This is a genomic window from Actinoplanes sp. NPDC049548 (assembly GCF_040676695.1).
In the GTDB taxonomy this organism is placed as follows: Bacteria; Actinomycetota; Actinomycetes; order Mycobacteriales; family Micromonosporaceae; genus Actinoplanes.
The window spans coordinates 353,716-369,583 of record NZ_JBFAPM010000007.1; the positions used below are offsets into that span (position 1 = coordinate 353,716).

A 15,868-nucleotide genomic window follows, 5' to 3' on the forward strand; every position below is an offset into this window, starting at 1 on the left:
ATGTCCAAGCGCAAGATCGTCCTCGCGTTCTCCGGCGGCCTCGACACGTCGTACGCCCTCGTCTCCCTGCGCGAGCAGGGCTGGGAGGTGCTGACCGCCAACATCGACACCGGCGGACTGCACAGCGGTGAGGCGGACGTGGTCCGCAAGCGGGCGGAGGAGCTGGGCGCGGCGCAGCACTTCGTCATCGACGCCCGCGAGGAGCTCTACGCCCGCGTCATCACGTACGCGATCAAGGCGAACTACCTGCGCAACGGCGGTTACCCGTCGTGCGTGGGCGCGGAGCGGCTGGTGCAGGCCGAGAAGGTCGTGCAGGCCGCCATCGACAACGGCGCGGACGCCGTCGCGCACGGCTCGACCGGCGCGGGAGCGGACCACGTGCGCTACGACTCGGTCATCCGCGCGCTCGCCCCGCAGATGGAGATCATCACCCCGATCCGCGACGAGCGGCTCACCCGCGAGTACGAGCGCGACTACCTGCGCGAGCGTGGCTTCGAGACGCCGGAGAAGGTCACCACGTACTCGATCAACGAGGGCCTGATCGGCACGTCCATCGGCGGCAAGGAGACGTACGGCTCCTGGGACTACCTCCCCGAGGACGCGTGGACGTACACGAAGTCCATCGCGGACGCGCCCGCCGACGGCGTCGAGCTGATCCTGTCGTTCGCCAAGGGCGAGGTCGTCTCGGCGACCACGACCGACGGCACGCCGATCGAGGGCACCGGCCCCGGCACGCCGAACTACGCGATCCTGCGCGCGCTCAACGTCCTGGCCGCCGAGCACGGCGTCGGCCGCGGCATCCACATGGGCTCGACGATGGTCGGCAACCTGGCCCGCGTCGGCTTCGAGGCGCCCGGCATGCTGACGCTGATCGCCGCGCACCGGGAGCTGGAGCGGCTGGTGCTCAGCAACCGGCAGCAGGCCACCAAGGCCGCACTCGGCACCACCTACGGCGACCTGCTGCACGAGGCCGTCTACTACGACCCGATCCTGGACGACTTCCGCGCCTTCCTGGACAGCAGCCAGCAGCGCGTCACCGGCGACGTCCGGGTCAAGCTGGTCAAGGGCAACGTGATCCCGCTGGGCAGCCGCAGCCCGCACAGCCTGCTGGACGCGGCCACCCGGCAGGGCGTCGTCTACGGCTACGGCTCGTCGCTGTGGACCGGCGAGCAGGCCCGCGCCTTCGCCCACATGTACGCCATCCCCGGCGCGATCGCCCAGAACGCTGTGTAGATGGCCTCGCTTCGCTCGGCGGGCACTGCGCCCCGGGGAGCCGATGTCGAGGGCACCGAAACGGACCACGGCAAAGGGCGCCTTGTCCGTTTCGGCGCCCTCGACATCGGCGGGCGCAGTGCGACTCTGGTTGCGCCCGTAGTGGATGTTGGGACCTCAGCTCAACCAGGCGGTGAGCACGCGCTCGACCTCGCGGATCTGCGCGACGGGGACGTGCTCGTTGTCGGTGTGGGCCAGCAGCGGGTCGCCGGGGGCGTAGTTGACGGCCGGGATGCCCAGCTCGGCGAAGCGCGCCACGTCCGTCCAGCCGTACTTCGCCACCGGTTCGCGGCCCACCATGGCCACGAACTCCGCGGCGGCCGGCAGGTCGAGGCCCGGGCGCGCGGCCGACGCCTTGTCGCGCAGCTCCAGCTCGTAACCGGCGAAGACCTCCTGGAGGTGGGCGTAGGCGTCGTCGATGCTGCGGTCCGGTGCGAACCGGTGGTTGATGTCGATGACGCACTCGTCCGGGATCACGTTGCCGGCGATGCCGCCCTGGACGTTAACCGCGTTGAGGCCCTCGCGGTATTCGAGGCCGTCGACCACCACCCGCCGCGGCTCGTACGCGTTGAGGATCGCCAGCACGGGCGCGGCGGCGTGGATGGCGTTGACTCCCGCCCAGGAGCGCGCCGAGTGCGCGGCCTTGCCCTTGAGCGTGATCCGCACACGCATGGTGCCCTGGCAGCCGCCCTCGACGCCGGCGTTGGACGGCTCGCCGAGGATGGCGAAGTCGCCGGCCAGCCAGTCCGGGTGGTTGCGCACCAGGCGGCCCAGGCCGCTCTTGGCGGAGGCGACCTCCTCGTTGTCGTAGCAGACGAAGGTGAGGTCGTGCCGCGGCTCGGTGACGGTGGCGGCGATGCGCAGCTGCGTGGCCAGGCCGGCCTTCATGTCGCAGGTGCCGCGGCCGTAGAGCAGCTCGGCGTCGCCCTCCCCGGTGGTCCAGGTGGGCAGGTTCTCCTTGATGGGTACGGTGTCCAGGTGCCCGGCGAGCACGATGCGCCGGTCCCGCCCGAGATGCGTCCGCGCCACCACGGCGTCGCCGTCGCGCAGCACCTCGAGATGCCCGAGCTTGCGCAGCGCGGCCTCCACCGCGTCGGCGATCGCGGCCTCCGAGCCGCTGACCGAGGGGATGTCGCACAGCGCGCGGGTCAGTGAGACAACATCATCGTGCAGGTCGAGGGTCATGGGGTCGACCCTATCGCCGGGCCCCGAACGGATTTCGAAGGAGTGAGCAGTGCCGGAGACCGAAGGTCCGACCAGGCTGTGGGGTGGCCGGTTCGCCGGTGGACCGGCCGACGCGCTGGCCCGCCTGAGCGTCAGCGTGCACTTCGACTGGCGGCTGGCGCCGTACGACATCGCCGGCTCCCGGGCGCACGCGCGGGTGCTCGCCGGCGCCGGGCTGTTGGACGCCGACGAGCTGGGGAAGATGCTGGCCGCCCTCGACGACCTCGAGTCGGCGTGCGCGGCGGGGGAGTTCCGCCCGACCGTCGAGGACGAGGACGTGCACACCGCGCTCGAACGAGGCCTGCTGGAGCGCCTCGGCGCACTCGGCGGCAAGCTGCGCGCGGGCCGCTCCCGCAACGACCAGGTCGCCACCGACCTGCGCCTCTACCTGCGTGACCACGCCCGCGGGGTGGCCGCCGCCGTGGTCGAGCTCGCCGACGCGCTGATGGAGCAGGCCGGCCGGCACATCGACACCCCGGCGCCGGGCCTGACCCACGTCCAGCACGCCCAGCCGGTGAGCTTCGGCCATTGGCTGCTCGCCCACGTCCAGCCGCTGCTGCGCGACCTGGAACGGCTGCGGGACTGGGACGAGCGTACGGCGATCTCCCCGCTCGGCTCGGGTGCGCTGGCGGGCTCGTCGCTGCCGCTCGACCCGGCCGCCGTGGCCAAGGAGCTGGGTTTCAAGGCCCCGGTGCAGAACTCCATGGACGGCGTCTCGGACCGCGACTTCGTGGCCGAGTTCCTCTTCATCACCAGCCTCATCGGCGTGCACCTGTCCCGCCTCGGCGAGGAGGTGGTGCTCTGGACCTCCACGGAGTTCGGCTGGGTCATCCTCGACGACGCGTTCGCCACCGGCTCGTCGATCATGCCGCAGAAGAAGAACGCCGACATCGCCGAGCTGGCCCGGGGCAAGGCCGGCCGGCTCATCGGCGGCCTGGTCGCGGTCCTCACCATGCTGAAGGGCCTGCCGCTCACCTACGACCGGGACATGCAGGAGGACAAGGAACCCGTCTTCGACGCGGTGGACACCCTGCAGCTCCTGCTGCCGGCTCTGGCCGGGATGATCTCGACGATGACGGTACGGGTGGACAAGCTCGCCGCGGCGGCCCCGGTCGGCTTCTCCCTCGCCACGGAGGTGGCCGACTGGCTGGTCCGCAAGGGCGTGCCGTTCCGCGACGCGCACGAGATCACCGGCCGGCTGGTCGCCCTGTGCGCGGCCCGCGAGTGCGAGCTCGAGGACGTCACCGACGACGACCTGAAGACGGTCAGCGAGCACCTCGACCCCTCCGTACGCCAGGTGCTGTCGGTCCGCAGCGCGCTGGCCGGACGCACCACGCCGGGGTCGACCGGGCCCGGCCCGGTGGCCGACCAGCTCCAGACGGCCTCCGACAAGCTCGACGGCTGGCGCGAGTGGGCGATCGAACGGGTCGTTCCCCGCTGAACGTGCACCAGGAAAGACACCATTCCCTGAATGGTGTCTTTCCTTTTTCACCGCCCCTGAGACGCTTTCCGGCCGGCTTAAGGGATTCTTGAGGGTCGTGGTACGGGCGGGCAAAAGCGCATCAACCTACGCACCCTCCATCGCCCGGGACGTGATCCGACGCCATCCGGCTGATTGCATGAACGAGGTCGGCCGCCGTTTGCGGCCAACCCGCGCCACTTGTCGGCGCGGGGCTCGTCATGGAGAGGAATGACGTGATCACATCAGGTCGGCGGGTACTGCTGGGGACCGCACTGGCGCTGCCCGTTCTCGCTCTCGGAACGGTGACCGTCGCCCGTCCGCTCGTGTCGTCTGCTTCCGTGCGCCCCCACCCTCCCGTGCACACCAGCGCTCCGGTCGAGTGCTCGACCCCCTCCATCGACCGGCTGCAGCAATGGTTGGCCAGCGGCGAGGGGACCACGGTGCCGGCGACCGGCAGCCTGCTGGTGCCACGCGGCGACGCCGGGTACGCCGCGAAGGCGACGTTCGTCAACGACGAATGGCACGTGCTGGTGGTCTGGCTGGCCAACCAGTTCGAGGCGCAGGTCGACTTGTCGTCGTCCAAGGGGTTCTGGCTGACCTACCGCGCCACCGACGACCTGTACGTGCAGCTGCGCCCGGCGTCGCACTGGAGCGGCGGCGACAAATGGCTCACCCTGATCCCGGCAACCGGTGGCAGGACCGTCACCAGGTTCTTCAGCTTCGCCGCCGACCACTGGAGCACCCTGCCGGAACTGGGCGCGCCCGCGTACCCGTTCGCGGAAGCCCTGGTCGAGGCGCGCGGACTCGTGTTCGTGGGCAAGACCCCCAACACGATCGAGTTCGACGGCCTGCGCATCGACGGCTATCAGCCGCCGTGCCGGTAGATCCGTCCCATGGATCACCATGCACTGAACGTCATCAACGGCCTTCGCCGCAGATGCGCCCTCTGATGGTGTCCTGAGGGGTTCAGCCGGCGGCGTCGTGCTCGCGGGCGACGCCGACCGGCTGCGGGGGAATCGCCGCCCCGGCGGGGACCCGCAGCCGCTCGGCCACGTCCGTCTCGCCGGCAGTTGTCGCGCTCGCGGTGGTCGCGGCGGAGCGTCGAGCGCGCTGGATGCCCGCGAGCACCACCGCGGCGACGACCGCCAGGCCGGTGACGATCCCGACCGTGGCGGTCGGCACGTCCAGGAGCTTGAGCGAGCTGGCGAGCAGCACCACCACGAGCGCGGTCCGCACGATCCCGCCCGGCGCGCGGGACGAGATCCGCGCCCCGATCAGCACCCCGGGGATGGACCCGAGCAGGACCGCGGCGGCCAGGTCCAGCTTGAGGTCGCCGAAGAACGCGTGCCCCAGCGCCGCCGACAGCACCAGCGGAATGGCCTGCACCAGGTCGGTGCCGACGAGATCGTTCGCGCGCAGCTTCGGGTAGAGCGCCAGCAGCGCCACGATGATCAGCGAACCGGACCCGACGCTGGTCAGCCCCACGATGAGCCCGCCCCCGACGCCGACCAGGAGCGTGGGCACCGGGCGTACCGTGATGGGGGCGGCCGGTCCCTCGGGCTGGCGGCGGGACACCCAGGCCTTGAGCAGCATGCCGCCGGCGGCGAGCAGCAGCGCCACCCCCAGCGAGATCTTGATCGTGTGCTGCACGGTCTCGTCGTCGCCGAGCAGCCGCAGCAGGAGCACCCCGCAGAAGGCACTGGGCACGCTGCCCGCGCACAGCCACCCCACGAGCCTCCAGTTCACCGTGCCGCGCCGGGCGTGCACCCAGCCGCCGAAGGGCTTCATCACGGCGCTGGCGGCGAGGTCGCTGGAGACGGCGGCCACCGGCGGAATGCCGAAGACCAGCACGAGGATGGGCGTCATCAGGGCGCCGCCGCCCATGCCGGTGAGCCCGACCACGATGCCGACGCCGAGTCCGGCGAGCGCCAGGGTGAGATCCATGGCTCCCGAGTCTGGGCGAGAATCCCTGCCTTGTCTACTAACTGGGTCGACTTTATGGAGTTTTGCTGCCAGCCTCTCAGTAGGTGGAACGCGAGGGCCGGTCAGTCGGCGTCGGCAGGTGGCGGCTGATGAACGACGAGTCGCGAGCGGCGGCCGGCGAAGGTTGCTCGCAACGCCCGGGCCTCGCGGTCGGCCCGGGCGAAGAGACCCGCTCGATCGACGTGGACGACGAGCGCGTCGTGCCGGTCGATGACCTCCGAGATCCCTCTTCCCTGAATCGTGTCGCGCCAGGCCTCGAGGTTGCGCCCGAACCAGGCCGGGAGCCCGCAGGGTTCGGCCACCGCATCCCAGAAGTCGTCGAGCGTCTCGATTCTTCTGCCCCGCACGTCGACGACGAGAACATTGCTCACTTGGCCTCCCTCGCCTCGGGGTCGAAGCTCTCGACCGTGTGCACGGTCGCGATGACGCGACGGCGCCCGGCGGATCCACGCTCACTCGTAGGCGCACTCCGGGTTGGGCTTCGAGGTCATCTCGATGATGTCGTTGAGTCTGTCCCGGGCGATGACCAGCTCGGCGATCTGGGCGTTGATCCGGTCCCGCTCCGCGGCCAGCCGTTCCCGCGACTCCGGCGTGCTCACCTTGGCGTCGACGCACGGCAGGAGCTCGGCGATCGTCTTGCTGGACAGTCCCGCGCCGTACAACTGCTGAATGAGCCGCACCCGACTGACCGCCGCGTCCGCATAGAGCCGCTGCCCGCTCACGCTTCGCGTCGAGGCCAGCAGCCCCTGCTCCTCGTAGTACCGCAGGGCCCGCACACTCACCCGCGTTCTGGTCGCCAAGTCCCCGATCCGCACAGTGACCCGCCTCGCACTACTTGCCTCTGACGTCAACGTGAGGTTTTAGCGTAGCGGCATGCAGATCAACGGCACAAAGGCACTCGTGACCGGCGCCAACCGCGGTCTCGGCAGGGCGTTCGCCGAGGCTCTCCTGGCCCGCGGCGCCGCCACCGTCTACGCCACCGCCCGCCGCCCCGACCGCATCGACATCCCCGGCGTCGTCCCGCTCCGGCTCGACCTCACCGATGCGGCATCGATCGAGGCCGCGGCGGCCGAGGTCGGCGACCTCGACATCCTGATCAACAACGCCGGCATCTCCACGGACGCCCCGCTGCTCGGCCCCTCCACGGACAATGTCCGCCGTGAGTTCGAGACCAACTTCTGGGGCACCCTCAACGTCACCCGCGCCTTCGCCCCCCGGCTCGCCGGCGGCGCCATCCTCACCGTGATCTCGGCGCTGAGCTGGTACACCTTCGCACCCGCCAGCAACGGCTACGCCGCGTCGAAGGCCGCGGAATGGTCGCTCACCAACGGCGTCAGGCTCGAGCTGGCCGACCAGAAGACCCAGGTCACCGCCTTGGCGCTGGCAATAGCCGACACCGACATGATGGCCGCCTACGACATCCCCAAGCTTCCGCCGCACGAGGTGGTCGCCAAGGCCCTGGACGGCCTGGAAGCGGGCGCCCTCGAGGTGATCGCCGACGCCCCCACCGCCAAGGTCAAGGCTTCCCTTTCCCGCGACCCCGCCCTCTTCTACGCCGACATCCCCGCTGCGCTCTTCGGCTGACTGTGAGGCTGGTGGGGTCGGCGAGATCCTGCAGATCGACGGTGACGGGGACGTCCGGCTGGATCGCTGATCGCCGCGTAGCCCTGGCCTCGGCGGGTAAAGAGGCGGCCATGGAGCAACTGCAGTGGCTGGCGGTCGTCCGACATGGCCAGAGCACCGGCAACGTGATCGCCGAAGCGGCGGAGACCGGCGGCCTGGAGGCCATCGACATTCCGGAGCGCGACGCCGACGTCCCCCTGTCCGACACCGGGCGCGAGCAGGCGCAGGCGGTCGGCAAGTGGCTCACCGGGCTGCCCCCGGACGAGCGGCCCGAGATCGCGGTCGTGTCGCCGTACCTGCGGACGCGGCAGACGGCCGGGCTGGCGCTGGAGGGCAGCGGGATCCCGATGGTCGTCGACGAGCGGCTGCGGGACCGGGAGCTCGGCGTCCTGGACCTGCTCACCGGGCGGGGTGTGCAGGCCCGGCTGCCGGACGAGTTCGCCCGCCGGGCCCGGCTCGGCAAGTTCTACTACCGGCCGCCCGGCGGGGAGTCGTGGGCGGACGTGCTGCTGCGGCTGCGGGCCCTGCTGCGTGAGCTGCGGGAGGACCACCCCGACGGCCGGGTCGTGCTGTTCGCGCACGAGGCGACCGTTCTGCTCGTGCGCTACCTGGCCGAGCAGCTCAGCGAGGCCGAGCTGATGGAGATCGCGCACGCCACGACGATCGCGAACTGTTCGATCAGTGCCTGGCGGCGGCATGACGGGACGTTGCGGGCCGAGCTGTTCAACGAGGTCGTGCACCTGCACCGGGAGGGCGCGCCGGCCACGAAGCAGGAGGACGTCGATGCCGAGCCGGTCTGACGAGCAGGTCATCACCCCGCGGTTGCTGCGGGAGTGGCCGCTGCCCGACCCGCAGGGGGACAAGGAGTCGCGGGGCACCGTGCTGGTGGTCGGCGGTTCCCGGTTCACGCCCGGTGCCGTGCTGCTCGCCGGGGTGGCGGCGCTGCGGGCCGGGGCCGGGCGGCTGCAGCTGGCCGTGACCGCCTCGACCGCGACGGCGCTGAGCATCGCCGTGCCCGAGGCGAAGGTCGTGGGGCTGCCCGAGACGGACGGCGGCTCGGTCTCCGGGGACGTGCCCGAGCAGCTGCTCGAGCTCGCCGCGGGCGCCGACGTGCTGGCGCTCGGGCCGGGCCTGGACGACGTCGACGAGACCGCGCGGCTGCTGCACCGGGTGCTCGACGCGGCCGGCAAGGAGGCGGCCGTCGTGCTGGACGCGTACGCCCTGGGCGCCCTCAGCAAGGAGCAGGACCTGCTCGCCGGGCGTTCGCAGCGGGTGGTCCTCACCCCGAACGTCACCGAGGCCGAGCACCTGCTGGGCCGCGAGCCGCGCGACGACCTGGCCGCCGAGGCGATGGAGCTGGCGCGCCGCTACGACTGCACCGTCTCGCTGTACGGCCACATCGCCGCCCCCGACGGCCGGGCCTGGCGGGAGGAGAGCGGCGACGCCGGCCTCGGCACCTCCGGCAGCGGTGACGTGCGCGCCGGGATCGTGGCCGGGCTGCTCGGGCGGGGCGCCGATCCGGCCCAGGCGGCCTGCTGGGGTGCGTTCGCGCACGCGGTCAGCGGGCAGCGGCTGGCGCCGCGCTACGGGCGTACCGGGTTCCTGGCGCGCGAGCTCGTGGACGAGGTGGCCTACACGATTGCGACGGTCTGAAGCGGGTACGAGCTTCGATACAACGGCAGAGAAGGGAGTTCCATCATGCCCACCGCCCGCGACATCATGACCCCCGACGTCACCTGCGTCGGCGAGAAGGAGAGCCTGGCGGAGGCCGCCCGCAGGATGGCCGACCTGGGCGTCGGCTCGCTGCCCATCTGCGGCGAGGACAACCGGCTCAAGGGGATGCTCACCGACCGCGACATCGTGGTGAAGGCCCTGGCCAAGAACCGGAACCCGGGCGACTGCACCGCCGGCGAGTTCGGCCAGGGCAAGCCGGTGACGATCGGCGCCGACGACGACGCCGCGGAGATCCTGCGCACCATGTCGGAGCACAAGGTGCGGCGGCTCCCGGTGATCGACGGTCACCAGCTGGTCGGCATCGTCGCGGTGGCCGACGTGGCCCGCGCGCTGCCGGACCGCCCGGTCGGGGACCTGATCGACGCGATCTCCGAGTGACTCCCGGGCGAACCACGGTCGAATATCCGTCTGATCGGGGTCCCGACAGCGACACGCTCTGATAGATAGAGCTGCATGACTGTCATTCCCCACGCTGAGGGTGCGGTGGACCGCCGCACCCTCCTGCGTCTCGCCGGCCTCTCCGCCGGCGCAGGTCTCGTCGCCGCGGCGACCCTGCCCGGCGAGGCCCACGCCGCTCCCGGCGCCTTCCAGCACGGTGTCGCCTCCGGTGATCCGCTGCCGGGCGGCATCCTGCTCTGGACCCGGGTGACTCCCACCGCCGAGTCCGTGCCCGGCTCGGGCAACGGGCCCGAGGTCACCGTCACCTGGCAGATCGCCGCCGACGCCGGGTTCGCCGCCGTCGTGCAGTCCGGCGAGGTCCGCACCGGCCCGGCCCGCGACCACACCGTCAAGGTCGACGTCGCCGGGCTGGCACCCGCCACCACCTACTGGTTCCGCTTCGGCTATGGCGGGGCCTGGTCGCCGGTGGGCCGCACGATGACCGCGCCCGCGACGGACGCCGCGATCAGCCGGCTGCGGATGGGCGTCGTCTCCTGCGCCAACTGGGAGGGCGGCTACTTCGCCGCCTACCGGCACCTCGCCGAGCGCGGCGACCTCAACCTCGTGGTGCACCTGGGCGACTACATCTACGAGTACGGCACCGGCGAGTTCACCGCCGGCGGCAAGGTGGTGCGCCCCACGAAGCCGGAGCACGAGATCGTCACGCTGGCCGACTACCGGATCCGGCACGCCCTGCACAAGACCGACCCGGACCTGCAGGCGCTGCACGCCTCGGTGCCGTGGATCATCACCTGGGACGACCACGAGGTCGCCAACGACATGTGGAGCGGCGGCGCCGAGAACCACACCCCGGCCACCGAGGGGGACTTCGGCGCGCGCAAGGCGGCGTCGCGGCAGGCGTACGCGGAGTGGATGCCGGTGCGGCTGGGCGCCGACGGTCACATCTACCGGCGGCTGCGTTACGGCAACCTCCTCGAGCTGTCCATGCTGGACCTGCGCTCGTACCGGTCGAAGCAGGTCACCGGCACCGACGGTGACGACATCGACGACCCGGACCGGACGATCGCCGGCGGCGACCAGCTGCAGTGGCTCACCGAGGGGCTGGTCGGCAGCACGGCGAGGTGGAAGCTGGTCGGCAACCCGGTGATGATCTCCCGGGTGGACCTGGCCACCCTGCCGGCCTGGCTGCTGGGCCCGCTCGGCGACCTGCTGGGCATCCCGGACAACGGGGTGGTGCTCAACCCGGACCAGTGGGACGGCTACAACGCCGACCGCGAGCGGCTCGTCGACGCGCTGCGGGCCGCGAAGACCCGGGACGTCGTCTTCCTGACCGGCGACATCCACACCTCGTGGGCGAACGAGCTGACCACCAAGGACACCGGCGCGAAGAACCCGGCCGCCGCCGAGTTCGTGGTGCCGTCGGTGACCAGCGACAACCTCGACGACTTCCTGCACAGCGCGCCCGGCGGGCCGTTGAGCCGGCTCGCCGCCGACCTGATCCGGGCGACGAACCCGCACGTCAAGTGGGTGGAGACCGATGGGCACGGCTTCGGCGTCCTGGAGGTGACCACCGACCGCTGCCGGATGGACTGGTACCACCTGGCCGACCGGACCAAGCGCGACACGGTGGCGAAATGGGTGACCGGCTGGTCGGTCGGCACGGGCTCCTCGAAGATCCGCAAGGAGTCCGCGCCGTCCTGAGCGGGCCCGGGGTGGGGATCGCGGGACCCGATCCCCACCCCGGGGACTGGACCCCCCTAGTTCACCAGCACTTCGTAGATCCGCGCCGCCGTGTTCCCGTCGGAGGCGGGCGTCACCACGGATATACGAAGATACCGGGCATCGACGTTCACCGTTGTCGAGGTCGAGTCCGCCGTGTTGCCACGGACCTGCGCCCGGGTGGTCCAGGACGACCCGTCGTCCGAGGTCTGGACGTCGAAGTCGCGCGTGTTCCAGGCCGGGTACTCGCCGCCCGCGCCGGCGTGCCGGACGACCACGGTGGAGATCCGCTGGCGGCTGCCGAGGTCGGTCTGCACCCACTTGGTGGCGCCCTGCGAGCACCACTTGTCGTTCCAGCCGGTGAGCCAGCTGCCGTTGAACGCCTTGTCCGCGCCCTCGTCCGCCGCGCACGACGAGTCGGCGGCGGCCGGGCGGCGCAGGGCGAGGTCGGCCGGGGCGCTGCTGCTGCCGTACACCTCCAGCTCGTAGATGCGCGCCACGCCGCTGCCGTCGTTGGCCGGCTGGCTGGTCTCGAACCGCACGTAGCGCGCGGTCCGCGCGGAGATCGGCGTGTACGTCCGGCTGGCCCTGGAGCCGGTCACGGTGACCGCGTTGCTCCAGGTGGTGCCGTCGGTGCTCGTGGAGATCGTGTACGCGCCGGTGTTCCACCCGGTCTGCTCGCCGCCGAGCCCCGCGTGCTTGACGACGAAGGAGCTCACCGTGCGCGCCGAGCCGAGGTCGACCTGCAGCTGCGGCGCCGAACCCGAGCAGAACTTGCTGTTGCCCGCGATCGCGCCGTCGACGGCCTTGGCCGGGGACTCCGCGCTGTTGCAGGCCGCCGAGCCGGTCACCGTCCGGCCCTGGGCCAGGTTCGCCCCCAGGTCCGGCTCGGGCGCCGGCTGGGCGCGCCCGTCACCGAAGCTCGGAGGTACGTCGCCCGCGCCCGTACCCCACGCCGACGGGCTGCCGCCCTGGGTGAAGGCGATGGTGCCGCCGTCGGCGATGTCGCCGTACCGGAAGTAGCTGTGACTGGTCGCGGTGCCGTCCACCGTCAGGGTCTGCACGTAGCGGTTGGTGGCGCTGCCGCCGGTGATGGTGACGTTGCCCGGCGGGCGCTGGATCAGCACGCTCGGGAACAGGGCGCCGTGCACCGCCAGTGTGTCCGCGCCCGGGGTGACCGGGTAGAAGCCCAGCGCCGACCAGACGTACCACGCGGAGGTGGCACCGAGGTCGTCGTTGCCGGGCAGGCCGCCGGCGCCGGTGGTGAACGACTCGGCCATCACGCGGCGGACGGCGTCGCTGGCCCCCGCCGGCTTGCGCGCGGCGTTGTACGTCCACGGCACGTTGTGCTCGGGCTCGTTGCCGATGTAGAAGTACGGCCGCACGAGCCCGCCGTTGAGCTCGGTGAAGTGGTGGTCGAGGCGCTGCACCGCGGTGGACGGGCCGCCCATCAGGGTGACCAGCGCGCCGAGGTTGTGCGGGACCATCCAGGTGTACTGGGCCGCGTTGCCCTCGACGTACGGGCTCTCCTGCGCCGGGTTCAGCGGCTGCCGCCAGCCACCGCCGCTCTCGCGGGTGTGGATGTACGACGACTCGCCGTTGAACAGGCTGCGCCAGTACTGCGAGTGGGTGCTGTACGTGTTGTAGGCCGCGGTGTCGCCCGTCGCCTTGGCGAACTGCGCGATGGCGAAGTCCGAGGACGCATACTCGAGGGTCTCCGAGGGGTTGCCGGGGATGAACTGGTTGGCCTCGTACGCGCCCTCGTTGCCCCGCAGGACGATGCCCTGCGTGCTGCCACCGGTCGCGCTCTTCTTCATCAGCGCCAGCGCGGCCGCGGTGTCGAAGCCGCGGACGCCGAACGCGTACGCGCTGGCCACGATGATCGGCCCGGGGTCGCCGGGCATGACGAAGTCCTCCACGGTCTGGTGCGACCACTTGGGCAGCAGGCCGCCCTGCTGGCCGTCCAGGACCATCGACTTGACGATGTCGCTCATGACGTCCGGGGCGATGAACGCGACGAGCGCCGCCCACGACCGGTAGATGTCCCAGCCGGAGTAGTTCTGGTACACCGGGTGCGAGGCGGTGTGCACCGCGTTGTCGAAGCCCCGGTACTGCCCGTTGGTGTCGCTGGAGATGTTCGGGTTCTGCAGCACGTGGTACAGCGCCGTGTAGAACTTCTGCAGGTCGGTGGTGCTGCCGCCGCTGACCTGGATGCGGTTGAGCGCGGTGTTCCAGGCGCTGTTCGCGTTGGTGCGGACGGTCGCGAAGCTCGCGGCCTCGGCGGTGGCGTTGTTCTGCGCGTTGGCCACGCTGACGAACGAGATGCCGACGGTGGCGTTGACGACCGCGTTCGAGGTGGTGTCGAAGGTGACGTACGCGCCGGTCTGCGTACCGCTCGTGGTGGTGGATCCGGCGTTGACCGAGCCGCCGTTGAAGGTGCCGAAGCCGGTGGGCGTGCGGTCGAACAGGATCGAGTAGTACATCTTGAACGTCCTGCCGCCGCAGAAGCCGCCGGCGGTGTGCTCGCCCCAGACGCGGTTGCCGCTGATGGTGACGTTGCCGTCGCGGTCGCCGGTCGCGGAACGGCTGGCGTTGATCAGGACCCGCGCGGTGGTGCTCGAGGGGTAGGCCAGTCGCAGCGCGCCGGTGCGGGTGGTGGCGCTCAGTTCGACGTCCACGCCGTACTTGTCGAGCCGGTTCTTGTAGTAGCCGGGCGAGGCGACCTCGTTGGACTTCGTGTACGCCGAGGCGTAGCTCGTCCAGGCCGAGCCGGGGGAGGAGCCGAGGTTGCCGGTGATCGGCAGGATCGGGATGTCCTCGTTGTTGGGGCAGCCGGCGCCGTTGAAGTGGGTCAGGCTGAACGACTCGATGGTCCGGTCGCGGTCGCGGTAGCCGGACGGGGACGCGGTGGGGGTGTCGGGGCTGAACTGCACCATCCCGAACGGCACGGTGGCGCCGGGGAAGGTGCTGCCGCCGGCGCCGCCGCCGACCGGGTTGGGGGAGTTGCTGTCGTCGGTGCCGACGAGCGGGTTGACGTACTGGGTGAGGTTCAGGTCGGCGGCGGACGCCGCTTGTGGAACGGAGAGGGCTGCGGCGGTGAGGAGGACCGCCGCGGCGAGGGTACGGAGCATGGGGGTGCCGTCCCTTCGTGCGAACAAAAGGTGACAACGTTGTCACAGGATCGCACTTATAGAAGCACGGCTATATAACCAGTTGTCAATATCTGCGGCGGCGGCGGAGCAGCGTCGCGGCGGCCATCGCCGTCCCGCCGGTGCCGACGCCGCCGAGCACGCCCAGCGCGAACCGCTGCTCGTCGGCGCCCCGGTCCCCGGCCAGGGCGCTGATCCCGGCGATCCAGAAGGCCAGCAGCACGACCCCGGCAGCGGTCAGCGCCCAGCGCGGCAGCTCCACCGGCGGCGCCCACACCTCGCGGATGAACCAGCTCTGCGGCCTCCGCCCGCGCAGGGCCCGCCGGTTCGTGACGATCCCGGCGGTGAAGCCGGGCAGCACCAGCAGGGCGGCGACGGTGACCGCGAGCCCGGTCGGCACGGCCGTCCCGCCGCGCAGCAACCCGGCGATCAGCACGGCACACCACAGGACGCCGGCCAGGCACAGCACGTCCAGCAGCAGCAACAAGCGACGAGAGATCACCGACCCGGACGTTAGCGCCCGGATCCCTCCGGCACGGGCCGTTCCGGCTTTTTACGCGGAACGTGACGCCGGTACGCGCTCACGGTCGGATCCCCCGCGATCCAGAACCGCCACGGCACGTCGTGCGCGGCGGTCACCCCCACCCGTGGCCCCGCCTCGACGATGCCCACCGGCCCGTCCGGCTCGTGCAGCGTGGCGGGACCGGAGCCGTCCACGACCGAGGTGCCGTTGGCGCGGCGATCGATCGCCAGCACCTGCATCAGCTTCGCCGGCCCCGAGGCGAGGTCGCGGTCCCGGGCGGTACGCCGGCGCTCGCGCGCGAGCTCCAGCCCGTCGACGACCTCCCCGGCGCGCAGCAGCACCGCCGAGGCCACGCCGGCCTCGCCGCACACCACGTTGGCGCAGAAGTGCATGCCGTAGATCTGGTAGACGTACAGGAAGCCGGCCGGGCCGAACATGACCTCGTTGCGGTTCGTCACCCCGCGATGGGCGTGGCTGGCCGGGTCCCTGCCGAGGCCGCTGTACGCCTCGACCTCGGTCAGGCGTACGGTCACGCCGCCGGCCGTCAGCCGCCATCCGAGCAGCTGCCGGGCCGCCTCGTCGACCTTGTCCGCGGGAAGCTGGAGCCAGGGATACGTCACGTCACCAGCGAAGCACAGCCTCAGCTCGTCGGCCGCGTCGGCCCTTTCGGGCGGCGGCGCTTGACCGGTCCGCAGGTGCCGCCCGGGCGGTAGGGGCCGATGGGACGGGTCGGCCCGAACTCGAGACGGCGGCGGCGCTTGCGCCGGGCGGGCCCGCTCG

At 71.5% G+C, this 15,868-nt stretch carries 15 protein-coding genes; 8 read left to right on the top strand and 7 right to left on the bottom strand.

Annotation, left to right across the window (positions count from 1 at the left end; translation table 11 throughout):
* Positions 1–1,233 carry an argininosuccinate synthase gene (gene argG, locus AB0J80_RS17270; RefSeq protein ID WP_364705608.1) on the top strand — a complete coding sequence of 411 codons (1,233 nt, stop codon included), beginning with the start codon at positions 1–3 and terminating at the stop codon, positions 1,231–1,233.
* Between the two features lie 156 nt (positions 1,234–1,389).
* On the opposite strand, the gene dapE is transcribed toward argG, so the two are convergent.
* Entirely contained in the window at positions 1,390–2,457 is a 1,068-nt protein-coding gene (gene dapE, locus AB0J80_RS17275; protein ID WP_364705610.1) for a succinyl-diaminopimelate desuccinylase, read from the bottom strand.
* Positions 2,458–2,506: 49 nt separating this feature from the next.
* Between dapE and argH the strand changes: the two genes are divergently transcribed.
* Positions 2,507–3,937 carry an argininosuccinate lyase gene (gene argH, locus AB0J80_RS17280; RefSeq protein WP_364705611.1) on the top strand — a complete coding sequence of 477 codons (1,431 nt, stop codon included), beginning with the start codon at positions 2,507–2,509 and terminating at the stop codon, positions 3,935–3,937.
* 254 nt (positions 3,938–4,191) lie between these two features.
* Positions 4,192–4,842, top strand: coding sequence for a hypothetical protein (locus AB0J80_RS17285; RefSeq protein ID WP_364705612.1), 651 nt, complete (start codon positions 4,192–4,194; stop codon positions 4,840–4,842).
* An 82-nt stretch (positions 4,843–4,924) separates the two neighbouring features.
* Here AB0J80_RS17285 and AB0J80_RS17290 read toward each other — a convergent pair whose 3' ends face one another.
* The 3 genes from AB0J80_RS17290 to AB0J80_RS17300 form a co-directional block, all read right to left on the bottom strand.
* A complete protein-coding gene (locus tag AB0J80_RS17290) occupies positions 4,925–5,902 on the bottom strand; it encodes a sulfite exporter TauE/SafE family protein (protein WP_364705613.1) in 978 nt (325 codons plus the stop codon).
* Between the two features lie 101 nt (positions 5,903–6,003).
* Entirely contained in the window at positions 6,004–6,312 is a 309-nt protein-coding gene (locus AB0J80_RS17295) for a barstar family protein (RefSeq protein ID WP_364705615.1), read from the bottom strand.
* An 81-nt stretch (positions 6,313–6,393) separates the two neighbouring features.
* Positions 6,394–6,756 carry a MerR family transcriptional regulator gene (locus AB0J80_RS17300; protein ID WP_364705617.1) on the bottom strand — a complete coding sequence of 121 codons (363 nt, stop codon included), beginning with the start codon at positions 6,754–6,756 and terminating at the stop codon, positions 6,394–6,396.
* A 58-nt stretch (positions 6,757–6,814) separates the two neighbouring features.
* Between AB0J80_RS17300 and AB0J80_RS17305 the strand changes: the two genes are divergently transcribed.
* The 5 genes from AB0J80_RS17305 to AB0J80_RS17325 all read left to right on the top strand — a co-directional run bounded on the left by AB0J80_RS17305 (position 6,815) and on the right by AB0J80_RS17325 (position 11,398).
* Positions 6,815–7,525: an SDR family oxidoreductase gene (locus AB0J80_RS17305; RefSeq protein WP_364705618.1), complete on the top strand. Its 711-nt coding sequence runs from the start codon at positions 6,815–6,817 to the stop codon at positions 7,523–7,525.
* A gap of 110 nt (positions 7,526–7,635) precedes the next feature.
* A complete protein-coding gene (locus tag AB0J80_RS17310) occupies positions 7,636–8,364 on the top strand; it encodes a histidine phosphatase family protein (RefSeq protein ID WP_364705620.1) in 729 nt (242 codons plus the stop codon).
* Positions 8,348–9,217 (top strand): NAD(P)H-hydrate dehydratase, encoded by an 870-nt coding sequence (locus tag AB0J80_RS17315; RefSeq protein ID WP_364705622.1) that lies wholly within the window; start codon positions 8,348–8,350, stop codon positions 9,215–9,217. The genes AB0J80_RS17310 and AB0J80_RS17315 overlap by 17 nt, the downstream gene beginning before the upstream one ends.
* 45 nt (positions 9,218–9,262) lie before the next feature.
* Positions 9,263–9,676, top strand: coding sequence for a CBS domain-containing protein (locus AB0J80_RS17320; RefSeq protein ID WP_364705623.1), 414 nt, complete (start codon positions 9,263–9,265; stop codon positions 9,674–9,676).
* Positions 9,677–9,751: 75 nt separating this feature from the next.
* Positions 9,752–11,398: an alkaline phosphatase D family protein gene (locus AB0J80_RS17325; RefSeq protein ID WP_364705625.1), complete on the top strand. Its 1,647-nt coding sequence runs from the start codon at positions 9,752–9,754 to the stop codon at positions 11,396–11,398.
* 56 nt (positions 11,399–11,454) lie between these two features.
* Here AB0J80_RS17325 and AB0J80_RS17330 read toward each other — a convergent pair whose 3' ends face one another.
* From AB0J80_RS17330 to AB0J80_RS17340, 3 genes are all read right to left on the bottom strand, one after another.
* The gene (locus AB0J80_RS17330; RefSeq protein ID WP_364705627.1) at positions 11,455–14,547 is read right to left on the bottom strand and encodes a GH92 family glycosyl hydrolase; all 3,093 of its coding nucleotides are present in this window, start codon (positions 14,545–14,547) and stop codon (positions 11,455–11,457) included.
* 85 nt (positions 14,548–14,632) lie between these two features.
* Positions 14,633–15,067 carry a hypothetical protein gene (locus AB0J80_RS17335; RefSeq protein ID WP_364705628.1) on the bottom strand — a complete coding sequence of 145 codons (435 nt, stop codon included), beginning with the start codon at positions 15,065–15,067 and terminating at the stop codon, positions 14,633–14,635.
* 11 nt (positions 15,068–15,078) lie between these two features.
* Positions 15,079–15,708, bottom strand: coding sequence for a DNA-3-methyladenine glycosylase (locus tag AB0J80_RS17340; protein WP_364705630.1), 630 nt, complete (start codon positions 15,706–15,708; stop codon positions 15,079–15,081).
* Between the last annotated feature and the right edge of the window lie 160 nt (positions 15,709–15,868).